This is a genomic window from Streptomyces sp. NPDC008079 (genome assembly GCF_042957385.1).
In the GTDB taxonomy this organism is placed as follows: domain Bacteria; phylum Actinomycetota; class Actinomycetes; order Streptomycetales; family Streptomycetaceae; genus Actinacidiphila.
This window is the reverse complement of sequence record NZ_JBIBIC010000008.1, coordinates 271,288-284,896: the sequence shown is the minus strand read 5'-3', so window position 1 is coordinate 284,896 and position 13,609 is coordinate 271,288. Positions and strand designations below refer to the sequence as shown.

Below are 13,609 nucleotides of genomic sequence, written 5' to 3'. Positions count from 1 at the left end.
TCGTCCGTGCGGCCCCGCTTGCCGTGCGCGCCCTGAGCGGCGGCTCGGTCCGGCAGGTCTTCCCCGTGGTCGCCGTTGGTAGGGTTCGGCCATGACCTGGATGATTACCGGCGGCGCTGGTTATATCGGTTCGCACGTTGTCAGGGCGCTCGTTGCCGATGGACAGCAGGTGGTCGTCGTCGACGATCTGAGCACCGGAGATCCCGAACGCCTGCCGGCCGGTGTGCCGTTGGTGCGCGGCACCGTCCTGGACCGGGCGCTGCTCGACCGGACGCTGAGCGAACACGACGTCCGGGGCATCGTGCACATCGCGGCGAAGAAGCAGGTCGGAGAGTCCGTCGAGCGCCCGCTGTGGTACTACCGGGAGAACGTCGAGGGTCTGCGGACCGTACTCGAGGCCGCCGTCGAGGCGCGGGTGCAGCGGTTCGTCCTGTCGTCTTCCGCGGCCGTATACGGAATGCCCGACGTGGACCTGGTCACCGAGCAGACCCCGTGCGAGCCGATGAGCCCGTACGGCGAGACCAAGTTGGCCGGCGAGTGGCTGGTCACCGCGGTCGGGCGGGCGCACGGGATGGCCACCGCGTCGTTGCGCTACTTCAACGTCGCGGGCGCGGCCGCGCCCGAGCTGGGTGACCCGGGGATCTTCAACCTGGTGCCGATGGTCTTCGACCGGCTCTCCCGCGGCCGGACTCCGCTGATCTTCGGCGACGACTACCCGACGCCGGACGGCACCTGCATCCGCGACTACATCCACGTCGAGGACATCGCGTCCGCGCACGTCGCCGCCGCCCGCCGGCTCACCGAGGACTCGAAGGCGGCCCTGGTGCTGAACATCGGCCGGGGCGAGGGCGTCTCCGTGGCGGAGATGGTCGGCATCATCCAGGAGATCTCGGGTCACACCGGGATCGCCCCGGAGGTCACCGCGCGTCGGCCCGGCGACCCGGCCAGGGTCGTGGCGTCCGCCGACGCGATCGGCAGGGAGCTGGGCTGGAAGGCCGTCTACGACGTGCGCGAGATGGTGGCCTCGGCCTGGGCGGGCTGGCAGTTGCGACACCCGGAGTAACCGGGGCGCGCCATTCCGATTCGGGGAGCCGGACTCACTCACGGTGAGTCCGGCTCCCCCTTTTTCATCTGGCTGACCAGCCGGTTCCGCAGGTCAATGCATTCCGGCCTTTTCGGCTTTTGCTTCCGGTACTTGCCTGACCCGGACATGTGATGACGGTCACATCAAAGCGAAGAAACCCCGGCTCGAAATTGTCCCTCTTGTGCAGCGGGTGGTCGAAATGATCACACGAGAGGTGAACGGAGCCGGAACGTTGGACCGAATGCTGGAACAAGGAAGCAGGGGTCCCGGACGCCGGGTCGTGGTGGGTTCGATGGCGGGCGCACTCGCGGCGGCCACGGTCGCGGGTTGTACGGGTCGGAGCACCGCGGCCAAGCCGAGGATGACGGGAGCGCCGGTCGTCTTCGGGCCGCCCCCGACCGGCGGTGTACTGCCCGCCTCCGCGCGGGTCACCTTCGGCGCCCCCGCCGCGCCGATCGTGATGCAAGTGGTCGCGCACCCCGACGACGACCTGTACTTCATGAATCCGGACACCGCCGCCACCCTCGACCGTCATGTGCCGGTCGTCACGGTCTACGTGACCAGCGGCGACTCCTTCGGCGTGAACCGCGCCCCCGGCCACCCGCGCCCGCTGCCGAACGTACCCGCGTACGTCTCCGCGCGGCAGCAGGGGCTGCGGCAGGCGTACGCGCGGATGCTCGGCGCGGAGATCTTCACGCCGTGGACGCGTACCGCGCTCGCCCTGCCTCACGGCGGCGCCGCCGAGGTCAACACCCTCGAACACGACGGCAGGCGGGCCGAGTTGGTCTTCCTGCGGATCGACATGCACACTCCGGTGCGCGGCGGCGGCACCTTCGGCATCGACAAGCTCTGGGCCGTGGACGGGACGGTACGGACCGTACCGCTGCCCGACGGCCCGGTACGCGCCGCCCACACCTTCGACCGGCAGACGCTGATCGACGCGCTCGCCTTCCTCTTCGCCACCTTCCGGCCGACGCTGATCCGCACCATGGACCCCGACCCGGACATCCAGGTCCACAACGCGCGGTACCCGCGCGACAGCGACCAGGTCGGCTACTCCGACCACCGTGACCACACCGCCACCGCGCTGTTCACCTGGCGGGCCATGGCGCAGTGGACCGAGAAGGCCGCGGCGAGCGGCGGCCCGGTCCCGACCTTCCTCACCGAGGCCTACCGCGGCTACTACAACCAGCGCTGGCCGCACAATCTCCCGCAGGCCACCGTCCGCTTCAAGGCGGACGTGCTCGATGTGTACGGCGGCGCTCCGGGCTGGAAGTGCGGCGACACCGGCGGTTGCGGTGACTACAGCGTCGGCCAGGGCGACGCGCTGAAGTCCCCGCGCGGCTGGGTCCGCAGCACCCACTACCGCTACCCGACCTCTGGTCCGCAGGCGGTGGCCGCCAAGGACGGCAGGCTCACCGTGTACGGCGTGCTCGGCACCCGGGCCGCCCGCTGGACCGAGACCGCGCCGGCAAGCGGACACTGGAATGCGCCTGAGGACCTCGGCGGGGGCCCGCTGACCCCCGCGCTCAGCGTCGTCACCGACAAGCACGGCCACCATCTGCTGTTCGGCCTGCGCTTCTCCGGTCTGTCGGCCGCGCCGGGCGACAACACCCGGGAGGTCGTGGTGCTCGACCAGCAGGTGGGTGCCTCGGGCAAGTCCGCCGGCGAAGACGGCGACCGGGCGATCCGGGGCTGGCGCAGCCTCGGCAGCCCCGAGGCGAATCCGGTCCGCGGCCGCAGGGTCGGGCCGCCGACCGCTGTGATCGGCAAGGACGGCCGGATCCACGTCTTCGTCCGCAACGCCTCCAAGGGTCTGAGCACGCGGGTCCGCGACGCCTCCGGTCAGTGGTCGCCGTGGCAGCAACTCGCCGGCGGCCAGGTCCAGGAGGGGCTGACCGCGACCGTCGACCACGACGGCCGGATCCACGTCTTCGCCGCGGGCCACCAAGGGGTCCACCAGTGGACTCAGTCCACCCCGAGCGCCGAACTGGTCGGCCGTCCCCTGCGGCACACCGGCGTGCCCGGCGAGGTGCCCGAAGCGGTGACCGCGGCGGACGGTTCGCTGCTGCTGGCCTTCCGCAGGCCGGAGACCGCCGAGATCGCGGTCGAACGTCTCACCGCGGGACGGCATGGTCGCTGGATTCCGGCCTCCGCCGTGCGCGACGCGGGCTTCGGCCCGGTCGCCCTGCTCAGCGGCCGGGGCGCGGAGACCAACCCGCTGCTGGCCGTACGCGCCGACTTCGGCAACGCGCTGCTGGTGCACGGTGAATACGGCAGGGGACCGGCCGCCGCCACAGCCAGTACCCCGACGGAGCCCTTCGCGGTCGGCCGCCCCGACGTGCTCGTCGCGGGCACCGACCGTACGGCCCTGGTCTCCTTCACCGTGAACGCCACCCCGGGCGTCACCCGCGTCCACGGCACCGGCACGTTCACCCAACTGGCCACGAGATAGCACGGGTTGTCGGCCGGGACGCGCGAGGGCGCCCGCACCGGGAAGGTGCGGGCGCCCTCGTCCGTCCACTCAACAGGCGGCGGACACCACAGGACGTCTCAGAACAGACGGCTGTAGCCGTTCCAGCCGCCGCCCTGCTTCACCGGAGCCTTGAACTGGCCCGTGCCGGTGGAGCTGTAGCTGAACAGATTGCCGCTGGCGTCCACACCGAGCAGGTCGGCGCGGCCGTCACCGTCCATGTCGCCCGGCGACGCCAGCTTGTTGTAGCGGTTCCAGCCCGTGCCGATCTTGACGCGGGTCTCGAACGGGCGGGAGCTGACGCCCGTCCCCTTGTACAGGTAGAGCGTGCCGTCGCCGGTGCGCGCGACGATGTCCGCCAGGCCGTCACCGGTGAAGTCACCGGCGCCCACGATGGCGTTGTACGCACCCCAGCCGGGACCGACCAGCAGGCGGCCGGTCAGCGCCGCGCCGGTGCCCTGGCCCCGGTAGAGGTACAGGTTGCCCGAGGTGTCACGGGCCAGCAGGTCGCCCTTGCCGTCACCGCTGAGGTCACCGGGGCCGACGAAGAGGTTGTAGCCGCCCCAGCCGGTGGCCAGCGGGCTGCTCACGTCGGAATCCAGGTTCCACAGGTTGGTGCCGTCCCGGAACAGCAGGTCGGCGTACCCGTAGTCGCCCAGCGACGAGGCCAGTGCGAAGGTGCTGTACCCCCCCGAGCCGCCCGCCACCTGCTGGCGCGCGGCGAGCGTCCCGTTGTTGTTGGTGTAGTACCAGTAGAAGGTGCCGCCGGTCGACAGACCGTAGAGCTCCTTCTTGCCGTAGGCCGGGTTGGAACCCGCGCCCGCGAACAGCTCCACGTTCCAGTCTTTGTAGCCGCCCTGCTTGGGCGCGAAACCGCCCGCGCCGTTCTGCCGGTAGATGTAGAGAGTGCCATTCGTGGCCCTCGCCAGGACCGAGCCGTCACCGGTGCCGACGAGCTGGTTGTACGCGTTCCAGCCCGTGCCGATGGCGACGCGTGCCGCGTACGGACCGGTGGCGTTGCCCGTACCGGCGTAGAAGTACAGCGTGCCGTCCGTCTTACGGGCGATCAGGTCGCTGATGCCGTCGCCGTTCATGTCACCGGGGCTGGTGAGCTGGTCGTACTGGTTCCAGCCGGAACCGACGAGCACCTTGCCCTTGAACGGAGCGGAAGCGTTGCCGGTGCCCTCGTAAAGATAGAGCTGACCGGCCGGCGTGCGCGCGACGATGTCGGGCTTGCCGTCCCCCGTGATGTCGTCGGTCGCGACCAGCTTGTTGTAGACGTACCAGCCGGTGCCGGTCCACCGCGCGGCGCCGTTGGGGAAGCTCCCCGCCCCGAAGTACGACAGGCGGCCCGAGTTGGTCAGCGCGAGGATGCCGGTGCCCTGCCCGTCCAGGCTGCCCGGGGTGAGGACGTCCTTGTACAGGGTGCCGTCGCTGCTGGCGCCGAGGTCGCCGTCGTCGTCGTTGTCCTTGGTGAGCAAGTTGTAGTAGTGCCGGTTGTTGCCCCGGTAGAGCTGGTCGGCGTAGCCGTCCCCGTCCGGGTCGTACCGCAGCGGCCCCGCCGCCGCCTTCGTGGAGTACTGCTTGGCCTGCTTGGGCAGCGTGAGCGTCGGCGCGGGCCCGCTGGGCGCCGTCGGCCGGGTGATCCTGTGCTGCGGGCCGCTGTCGGCCTGCGCGTTCGTGCTCAGCGCCAGAGCGCCGAGAGCGAGGACGCCGGTGGTGCACACCGCGACGAGGCGGCGGCGCTTGGAAAAGCGCACCGGCTGTGCTTCGGACACAATCCCCCCTGGGATGTGAGTGTGATGAATGCCGAACCCGATGCGAAGACCCGTCCGGTTCGGACGCGGCGAGTCTAGGTGAGGGGTCCGACAGACCTTAGACCGCGTGCCGATCGAGCGCCCCTGAATTCACCGCGGCAACGCCGACTAGACTGGGGCGATGACCTGGCTGATCACCGGCGGAGCCGGATACATCGGATCGCATGTCGTCAAATCGATGGTGGACGGCGGAGAAAAGGTGGTCGTCCTCGACGACCTCACCGCCGGTGACACCGAACGGCTGCCGTCCGGAGTTCCGGTGGAGCGCGCCAGCGTCCTGGACCGGGCCGCGCTCGACCGGGTGCTGGCCGCGCACGCGGTCGAGGGCATCGTGCACATCGCCGCCCGCAAGCAGGTCGCCGAGTCCGTCGAGCGACCGCTCTTCTACTACCGGGAGAATCTGACCGGCCTTCAGACCCTGCTGGAGGCGGCGGTCGACGCGCGCGTGCGGCGCTTCGTCTTCTCCTCCTCCGCCGCGGTGTACGGCATGCCGGACGTCGAACTGGTCACCGAGGACACGCCCTGCGCGCCGATGAGCCCGTACGGCGAGAGCAAGCTCGCGGGGGAGTGGCTGATCGCCGCGGCCGGCCGGGCGCACGGCATGGCCACCGCGTCGCTGCGCTACTTCAACGTGGCGGGCACCGCCGCGCCCGAACTGGGCGACCGCGGCGCCGCCAACATCGTCCCGCTGGTCTTCCAGCGGATCTCGCAGGGCCGCCGCCCGCTGATCTTCGGCACCGACTACCCGACGCCCGACGGCACCTGCGTGCGCGACTACGTCCACGTCCAGGACGTGGCCGGCGCGCACCTGGCCGCCGCCCGCCGCCTGACCCGCGACCCCGAGGCGTCGCTGGTGCTGAACATCGGCAGCGGCCAGGGCGTCTCGGTGGCCGAGATGGTCGACCTGATCCGCGAGGTCTCCGGTCACACTGAGCTGGAACCCGAACTGGCCCCGCGCCGCGCGGGCGACCCGGCCCGTGTCGTGGCCTCCGCCGAGGCGATCGGCAGGGAGCTGGGCTGGACCGCCCAGTACGACGTGCGCGCGATGGTCACCTCGGCCTGGGCGGCCTGGCAGCTCCAGCACCCGCCGCGGTAGCCGGTCCTCCGGACGCGATCCGGAAACGGGCCGGAGAGGGACCGGAGGCGGCCGGGGGCCGGGGCGCGCGACGGCACCGGCCGGAGCGCCGGTTCGGGACAGGCGTGACAGCGGCGATACGAGGGACGTACGTGACAACGGCACGGCAGGACGTGGTGGAGGCCCGCAGGGTCGTGGTCAAGGTCGGCTCGTCGTCGCTGACCACGGCCGCCGGGGGACTGGACGCCGACCGGGTGGACGCGCTCGTCGACGTCCTGGCCTCGGTCCGCGGCTCGGGCACCGGCGCGAGCGCGGGACCGGGCGGCCGGCCGGACAAGGAGATTGTCCTGGTCTCCTCCGGCGCCATCGCCGCGGGACTCGCCCCGCTCGGCCTGGCCAGCCGCCCCCGCGACCTGGCCAGGCAGCAGGCCGCCGCCAGCGTCGGCCAGGGCCTGCTCGTCGCCCGCTACACCGCCTCCTTCGCCCGGTACGGCGTCCGCGTCGGCCAGGTGCTCCTCACCTCGGACGACGTCAGCCGCCGCGCCCACTACCGCAACGCCTACCGCACCCTCGACCAGCTGCTGGCCATGGGCGCGCTCCCGGTGGTCAACGAGAACGACACCGTCGCCACCGACGAGATCCGCTTCGGCGACAACGACCGGCTCGCCGCCCTCGTCGCCCACCTCGTCCGCGCCGACCTGCTGGTCCTGCTCTCCGACGTCGACGGCCTCTACGACGGCGACCCGCGTACGCCGGGCGCGACCCTGCTCACCGAGGTCGCCGGACCCGAGGACCTGGCGGGCGTCACCATCGGCAGCGCGGGCAAGGCCGGGGTCGGCACCGGCGGCATGGTCACCAAGGTCGAGGCCGCCAGGATCGCCGCCGAGGCGGGCATCCCCGTCGTCCTCACCTCCGCCGTGCACGCCGCCGACGCGCTGGCCGGGCGCCCCACCGGCACCCACTTCCACCGCACCGGCAAACGCTCCGCCGACCGGCTGCTGTGGCTCGCGCACGCCTCCACCCCGCGCGGCGCGCTGCGGCTGGACGCCGGGGCGGTCCGCGCGGTCACCGAGCGGCACAGCTCGCTGCTGCCCGCCGGGGTCACCGCCGTGGACGGCGACTTCGTCGCGGGCGACCCCGTCGACCTGCTCGACGAGGCGGGGCACGCGGTCGCCCGCGGACTGGTCAACTTCGACGCCCGCGAACTGCCCCGGCTGCTCGGCCGCTCCACCCGCGACCTCGCCGTCGAACTCGGCCCCGCCTACGAACGCGAGGTCGTCCACCGTGACGACCTGGTACTTCTGCGCCCCTGAGCCCCCGGAACCCTCGACTCCCCGGTCAATGTCCGGGGATCTCCTCAGGACCTTGGTTCGGGCCTTCTTGCCGAAAACGCCCCCGCGGCCCGCCGGAGCCTGGTCAACTTTGATGCGGAGGAGTCGTCAGCGCCTACCGGTGCGGACGGCGCTCGCGGAACGCAACCCACAGGGAGGCCGCCGGTGAGACGAGGGCGCCCAGGGCCATTGACCAGGGGTACGGGGGAACGCACGCTGGTCAGCGTCGGCAACGACATCAGTGACGACATCGACGGGGACCCCGAGCGGGAAGCGCTTCCCGCCGAACGAGCGATATCCCGGCTGTGGCACGTCACGCTCAGCGTCTCGGGCCCCGAGACCCCGCTGACCGAGGTCAGACGCGGTCTTGAGCAGCTCGCCCACGACCACCCCTTCCTGCTCACCAGCCGGTACGCCACCGACCACGCGGAGATCCGCTACTGGGAGGAGGCCCGCGACCTGCACGACGCCGCCGCCATCGCGCTGCGGCTGTGGGGCGAGCACCGCTCGACGGCGGGCCTGCCGCCCTGGGAGACCGTCGGCCTGGAAGTCATCGACCGCGCGACCTACCACCAGCGCGTCGCGGAGGGCTACGGACCGCCGCCGGCCGTCCCGGTGGGCGTACACCCGTTCTAGGGCCCGTCCCCGCGGAGCACTGTCGCGGGACCTGCCAACCGGCCGGTGGCGGGCCGGTACCCTGCTTCCATGACCCACCCGCCGCTGCCCTCGCCGCTGCCCAAGTCCCCCGTGCTGCTCGCCGCGTACCGCGCGCGGGCCGCCGCCGCGGACCTGGCCCCGCTGCCGCGGTCCGTCAAGGACGACGCCCTGCTGGCCATCGCGGACGCGCTGATCGTCCGCACCCAGGAGATCGTCGCGGCCAACGCCGAGGACGTGGCGCGGGCCCGCGCGGCCGGGACCGGCGACACCGTCGTGGACCGGCTCACCCTCACCCGTGAGCGGGTCGCGGCCATCGCCGCCGACGTCCGGCACGTGGCGGGGCTGCCCGACCCGGTCGGCGAGGTGCTGCGCGGCTCCACCCTGCCCAACGGGCTGGAGCTGCGGCAGGTCCGCGTCCCGCTCGGCGTCGTCGGCATCATCTACGAGGCCAGGCCCAACGTGACGGTCGACGCCGCCGCGCTCTGCCTGAAGTCGGGGAACGCGGTGCTGCTGCGCGGCTCCTCCTCCGCGTACGCCTCCAACACCGCTCTCATCACCGTGCTGCGCGACGCGGTCGGCGGCGCGGGACTGCCCGCCGACGCCGTCCAGCTCGTGCCCGGCGAGAGCCGCGATTCCGTCACCGAGCTGATGCGCGCCCGCGGCATGGTCGACGTGCTGATCCCGCGCGGCGGCGCCGCCCTGATCCGTACCGTCGTCGAGGGTTCGACCGTTCCGGTGATCGAGACCGGCACCGGCAACTGCCATGTGTACGTGGACGCCGAGGCCGACATCGACATGGCCGTGGAGGTGCTGATCAACTCCAAGGCACAGCGCCCCAGCGTCTGCAACTCGGCGGAGACCCTGCTGGTGCACCGCGACATCGCCGACCGCTTCCTGCCGCGCGCGCTGGACGCGCTCGCCGAGGCCGGGGTCACCGTGCACGGCGACCCGCGGGTGCAGGCGCTGGCCGAGAGCAGTGGCAGCAAGGCCACCGTCGTGCCCGCCACCGCGGAGGACTGGGAGACGGAGTATCTGTCCTACGACATCGCCGCCGGGGTCGTGGAGAGCCTGGACGCGGCCGTCGAGCACATCCGGCTGTGGTCCTCCGGCCACACCGAGGCGATCGTGACGTCCTCGCAGGCCGCCGCGCGCCGCTTCACCCAGCGGGTGGACGCCGCCGCGGTGCTGGTCAACGCCTCGACCCGGTTCACGGACGGCGGCCAGTTCGGCTTCGGCGCCGAAATCGGCATCTCGACCCAGAAACTGCACGCCCGCGGCCCCATGGGACTGCCGGAACTGACCTCCACCAAGTACGTCGTCACGGGTGACGGACACATCCGCTGACACCCGCCGACACGCGGAAGTGTCCTCCGGACGGCCCACAGACAGTCCGGATTCCCCTGCCCAAAGGACCAACTTCCGCATTACTCTGGACAGATGCCGGACGATGACGAGTTCGCCTCCGTAGTCCTCGACGAAGAATTCGTACGGTCCGCTCTGTTCCATGAGCCCTCGGCCAAGGAACGGATGCTTGCCGTCGCCGAAGGTCCCGCGCTACCGCCCGGCTGGCCGGGTCGGAATCGAGCCGGTGCTCACGCCGCTGTCCCCGAACTGGACGAAGCGGGAGTACCGGATTCCGACGACCTCTACCCGGCCGGACGGCCGTACCGCGGGAGCAGTACCCGCTGGCACCGTCCGGTGGCCTGGGCCCTGGCCGTGGTCATGGGCATAGGGGTGGTCGCCCTGACCTTCGCCGCGGTCTACCGCGGCGCGGGCGGCGCGACCCGACCACCGGTGGTCCCCCCGCCGTCCAGCGGCCCGGTCGGCACACAGAGCAGTCTGCCTCCGGTCGCCGCGAACCGGCTTCCCTGATCTCCTGTCATAAGTTGACCGGTACCAGGGCGTTTATTCGCACGCCCAGAGACTTAACCTTGTGATATGAGCGGGCCTGGAAATCCTCCTGAGGGCACGCCCGAGGGCGTCCCCGGAGGCGGTGAGGACGAGTACCGATCCGTCGTGTTCGACGAGTCGTTCGTCCGGGCTGCCCGGATCCAGGAGTTCTCCGCCCAGGAGCGGCTGGACGACGCCGACCGGGCGGTCCGCGTCCGGCACGCGCTGCCGCGCGGCCTCGCCCGGCAGGCGGTCGCCCTCATCACGCTCATCGTCGTCGCCTTCGGCTTCGCCATCTACATGGGCGTCAGGCACCCCTACAAGGGCCGCGGCCAGGACGCCACGGAACAGCTCAGGGCCACCGTGATCCCGCTGGTCCCGTCCGGCAAGGTCGCCTCGGTCTCCGCGACCGAGCCCTTCCGCGGACAGCGCGCGGAGGCGTACCGGGTCGGCGCCGAGGGCATCACGATGCCCGCGATCCACCGGATCGGCGACTACGGCGTGGGCGAGGTGACGCAGGCCTTCAGCACCGCGAAGCTCTATCTGACCGACTCGTCGATCAATCAGGAGACGGTCACCGGCGGCGATGTGAGCAGTGTCCGCGCCCTGCTCGACCCCGGACAGCTCGACCAGTTCGACAGCAGCCTGACCCGGCCGTACACCGACGGCACCCACGAGGCGACCGGCTGGCTGGTCCGCTTCGACCCGGCGGCGCGGGTGCGGCTGGTCCGGGACGGCATCCGCGTGCAGGGCACCCTGGACGCCACCGAGACCGGCGACGACGAGCTGGAGATCGCCGCGGACCACACCTTCGTCTACGCGCTGTACCGGCCGGGATTCGCCGACAACGCCGTGTCGCTGTTCACCGTGCGCCGCCAGATGCGATTCCGCTTCAGCCACGCCGACCTGCGCCAGCGCCAGATCCAGGTCGTCCAGGCCGATGTGGCGGCGGGACCGCTGGCCTGCGGCGCGGCCGTACAGAACTACTTCCGGCCGATACTGGCCGGCCAGTCGGCGCCCGGCGCGGTCGCCGGAGCCGATCCGTACCGCCACGACCGGCCGGTCGGCGCGGTCTGCGCCCCGCTGACCGACGCCACCACCGGGCAGCCGCCGGCCACCGCGAGCACGACGGCGCAGGGCGTGCGGCCGAGCAGCACGACGGCGCCGGGCGTGCTGCCGAACGCCACATGGCTGCCGCGGGGCGCCGCGGGCGCGCCCGGCGGGCCGGGAAGCCCCTCGGTCAGCCCATCCCCGGCTGCGGCTCGGACGGCGGCCCCGAGTCCTCGGGCGAGTCGCCCGAGCCTTCTGACGCCCCCGCCGCCCCGTTCGTCGAGCCCGAGCCTGTGAAGCGGTCGCGCAGCTTGCCGCCGATGTCGCCCGCCCCGGACGAGATGTCCCGGATCAGCCCCATCAGCGGGTCCTTGCTGCTCTTCACCGTATCGGCGTAATGCGTCGCGGACTCCTTGAAGGAGTCGTACACCGAGGTGTCCTTGTCCTCCTCGCGCCGCGGGTAGTGGCCGTCCATCAGCCGCTGGTAGTCCCGGCTGCCCGCCCACTTGCGCAGCTCGGCGGCGCGCACCGTGGTGAACGGGTGACTGCGCGGCAGCACATTGAGGATCTTCAGCACCGAGTCGCGCAGATCGCCCGCCGCCTCGAACTCGTCGGCCTGCTTCAAGAACGCGTCCACGTTCATCTCGTGCAGATGGTTGCCGCCCGCGATCTTCATCAGACCGCGCATCGACGCCTGCACGTCCTGACCGACCAGCAGACCGGCGCGGTCCGCGGACAGTTCCGACTTGCGGAACCACTCGCGCAGCGCGGTGACGATCGCCAGGATCGCCAGATTGCCCAGCGGGATCCACGCCACGCGCAGCGCCAGGCTGGTGAGGAAGAGCAGTATCGTCCGGTACACCGAGTGGCCGGACAGCGCGTGGCCCACCTCGTGGCCGACGACCGCCCGCATCTCCTCCTCGTCGAGCAGCTCGACCAGGCCGGTGGTGACCACGATGATCGGCTCGTCCATGCCGATGCACATCGCGTTGGGCTGCGGGTCCTGCGTCACGTACATCGCCGGGACCTTTTCCATGTCCAGGATGTAACAGGCGTCCCGCAGCATCGCGTTGAGATGCGCGAACTGCTCGTCGCTGACCCGCACCGAGTCCGACAGGAACAGCAGCCGCAGCGACCGCTCGGGCAGCAGACCGCTGAGCGCCTTGAAGACCGTGTCGAAGCCGCTGAGCTTGCGGAGCGCCACCAGCGCGGACTTGTCGGCCGGGTGCTCATACGCCCGCGACGAGATGCCGGGGAAGCGCTTGCGGTTGCGCCCCGGCAGGTTCTTCTGACCGTCCTGCGTGTCGTTCGGTCCATTCGGCACGGACATACTGGCCCAACCCCCTGATAGCCAACCGGTACATACTCTGGACGCGCGGAGCCTGCGCGAAGTTCCCTTCCGCCCGCCCGTACGATGTGCCGAGAGTCTTCTCCCCCGTCCCCGATATCGCAAAGGGTCCCGCTGATCATGTCGTCCAACGCAGCCTCCGCCCTGACCACACTCGCCGAGGGGGGCGGCAACCACAACAGCCTCAGCCCGTACGTGACCGGCTTCGGCGCACTGGCCGCCCTGCTGCTCCTGCTGTGGATCGTGACCCGCTTCAACCGGGACTGACCATGCCGGACGCGAAGCACCGCATCGGGGTGATGGGCGGCACCTTCGACCCCATCCACCACGGTCACCTGGTCGCCGCCAGCGAGGTCGTCAGCCTCTTCCACCTCGACGAGGTGGTCTTCGTGCCGACCGGCCAGCCGTGGCAGAAGAGCGACCAGAAGGTGTCGGCCGCCGAGGACCGCTACCTGATGACGGTGATCGCCACCGCGTCCAACCCGCAGTTCTCGGTGAGCCGCAGCGACATCGACCGCGCGGGCAAGACGTACACCATCGACACCCTGCGCGATCTGCGCGCCGAGCACCCGGGCGCCGAGCTGTTCTTCATCACCGGTGCCGACGCGCTCTCCCAGATCTTCTCCTGGCGGGACGCGGAGGAACTGTTCTCTCTCGCGCACTTCATCGGGGTCACACGCCCCGGGCATACGCTGTCGGACCCGGGCTTCCCCGAGGGCGGTGTCTCGCTCGTGGAGGTCCCGGCGCTGGCGATCTCCTCCACGGACTGCCGCCAGCGGGTGGCCAAGGGGGATCCTGTCTGGTACTTGGTTCCGGACGGTGTAGTGCGCTACATCGACAAACGCGCGCTGTACCGGGACGCGACCGGGTAGCTCCGCAACGAA

Annotated in this window: 12 protein-coding genes; 10 read left to right on the top strand and 2 right to left on the bottom strand. The window is 71.3% G+C overall.

From position 1 onward, the window contains the following. The first annotated feature begins 91 nt into the window (after positions 1 to 91). Together galE (ACFZAM_RS19605) and ACFZAM_RS19600 are read left to right on the top strand one after the other, a co-directional pair. A complete protein-coding gene (galE, locus tag ACFZAM_RS19605) occupies positions 92 to 1,063 on the top strand; it encodes a UDP-glucose 4-epimerase GalE (RefSeq protein WP_391047568.1) in 972 nt (323 codons plus the stop codon). A 313-nt stretch (positions 1,064 to 1,376) separates the two neighbouring features. Beyond that, a complete protein-coding gene (locus tag ACFZAM_RS19600) occupies positions 1,377 to 3,539 on the top strand; it encodes a PIG-L family deacetylase (RefSeq protein ID WP_391047566.1) in 2,163 nt (720 codons plus the stop codon). A 98-nt stretch (positions 3,540 to 3,637) separates the two neighbouring features. On the opposite strand, the gene ACFZAM_RS19595 is transcribed toward ACFZAM_RS19600, so the two are convergent. Then, positions 3,638 to 5,335 (bottom strand): FG-GAP-like repeat-containing protein, encoded by a 1,698-nt coding sequence (locus tag ACFZAM_RS19595; protein ID WP_391047564.1) that lies wholly within the window; start codon positions 5,333 to 5,335, stop codon positions 3,638 to 3,640. 160 nt (positions 5,336 to 5,495) lie between these two features. On the opposite strand from ACFZAM_RS19595, the gene galE (ACFZAM_RS19590) reads away from it, so the two are divergent. The 6 genes from galE (ACFZAM_RS19590) (at position 5,496) to ACFZAM_RS19565 (ending at position 11,674) form a co-directional block, all read left to right on the top strand. Beyond that, on the top strand, positions 5,496 to 6,470 hold the full coding sequence (gene galE / locus ACFZAM_RS19590) for a UDP-glucose 4-epimerase GalE (RefSeq protein WP_355348945.1): 975 nt from the start codon (positions 5,496 to 5,498) through the stop codon (positions 6,468 to 6,470). A 131-nt stretch (positions 6,471 to 6,601) separates the two neighbouring features. Further along, complete coding sequence (gene proB, locus ACFZAM_RS19585; protein ID WP_355348942.1) at positions 6,602 to 7,762, top strand: glutamate 5-kinase; 1,161 nt, start codon at positions 6,602 to 6,604, stop codon at positions 7,760 to 7,762. Positions 7,763 to 7,945: 183 nt separating this feature from the next. After that, a complete protein-coding gene (locus ACFZAM_RS19580; protein ID WP_355348939.1) occupies positions 7,946 to 8,416 on the top strand; it encodes a hypothetical protein in 471 nt (156 codons plus the stop codon). 69 nt (positions 8,417 to 8,485) lie between these two features. Further along, positions 8,486 to 9,781 (top strand): glutamate-5-semialdehyde dehydrogenase, encoded by a 1,296-nt coding sequence (locus ACFZAM_RS19575; RefSeq protein ID WP_355348936.1) that lies wholly within the window; start codon positions 8,486 to 8,488, stop codon positions 9,779 to 9,781. 93 nt (positions 9,782 to 9,874) lie between these two features. Then, positions 9,875 to 10,309, top strand: coding sequence for a hypothetical protein (locus ACFZAM_RS19570; RefSeq protein ID WP_188283116.1), 435 nt, complete (start codon positions 9,875 to 9,877; stop codon positions 10,307 to 10,309). A 66-nt stretch (positions 10,310 to 10,375) separates the two neighbouring features. Beyond that, the gene (locus tag ACFZAM_RS19565) at positions 10,376 to 11,674 is read left to right on the top strand and encodes a hypothetical protein (RefSeq protein ID WP_391047561.1); all 1,299 of its coding nucleotides are present in this window, start codon (positions 10,376 to 10,378) and stop codon (positions 11,672 to 11,674) included. Here the strand turns inward: ACFZAM_RS19565 and ACFZAM_RS19560 are convergent. Then, on the bottom strand, positions 11,568 to 12,701 hold the full coding sequence (locus tag ACFZAM_RS19560) for a M48 family metallopeptidase (protein ID WP_355348930.1): 1,134 nt from the start codon (positions 12,699 to 12,701) through the stop codon (positions 11,568 to 11,570). The two genes, ACFZAM_RS19565 and ACFZAM_RS19560, sit on opposite strands and share 107 nt — an antisense overlap. Before the next feature lie 144 nt (positions 12,702 to 12,845). Here ACFZAM_RS19560 and ACFZAM_RS19555 point away from each other — a divergent pair, with 144 nt between their 5' ends. Then, positions 12,846 to 12,992 carry a hypothetical protein gene (locus ACFZAM_RS19555; RefSeq protein WP_355348984.1) on the top strand — a complete coding sequence of 49 codons (147 nt, stop codon included), beginning with the start codon at positions 12,846 to 12,848 and terminating at the stop codon, positions 12,990 to 12,992. Between the two features lie 2 nt (positions 12,993 to 12,994). Continuing rightward, the gene (gene nadD, locus ACFZAM_RS19550) at positions 12,995 to 13,597 is read left to right on the top strand and encodes a nicotinate-nucleotide adenylyltransferase (protein ID WP_355348927.1); all 603 of its coding nucleotides are present in this window, start codon (positions 12,995 to 12,997) and stop codon (positions 13,595 to 13,597) included. The last annotated feature ends 12 nt before the right edge of the window (positions 13,598 to 13,609 follow it).

Coding starts and splice junctions, on each gene's coding strand:
- galE (WP_355348945.1), top strand. CDS start 5,496: ATGACCTGGCTGATCACCGGCGGAGCCGGATACATCGGATCGCATGTC.
- ACFZAM_RS19570 (WP_188283116.1), top strand. CDS start 9,875: ATGCCGGACGATGACGAGTTCGCCTCCGTAGTCCTCGACGAAGAATTC.
- ACFZAM_RS19600 (WP_391047566.1), top strand. CDS start 1,377: ATGGCGGGCGCACTCGCGGCGGCCACGGTCGCGGGTTGTACGGGTCGG.
- nadD (WP_355348927.1), top strand. CDS start 12,995: ATGCCGGACGCGAAGCACCGCATCGGGGTGATGGGCGGCACCTTCGAC.
- ACFZAM_RS19575 (WP_355348936.1), top strand. CDS start 8,486: ATGACCCACCCGCCGCTGCCCTCGCCGCTGCCCAAGTCCCCCGTGCTG.
- ACFZAM_RS19555 (WP_355348984.1), top strand. CDS start 12,846: ATGTCGTCCAACGCAGCCTCCGCCCTGACCACACTCGCCGAGGGGGGC.
- ACFZAM_RS19565 (WP_391047561.1), top strand. CDS start 10,376: ATGAGCGGGCCTGGAAATCCTCCTGAGGGCACGCCCGAGGGCGTCCCC.
- galE (WP_391047568.1), top strand. CDS start 92: ATGACCTGGATGATTACCGGCGGCGCTGGTTATATCGGTTCGCACGTT.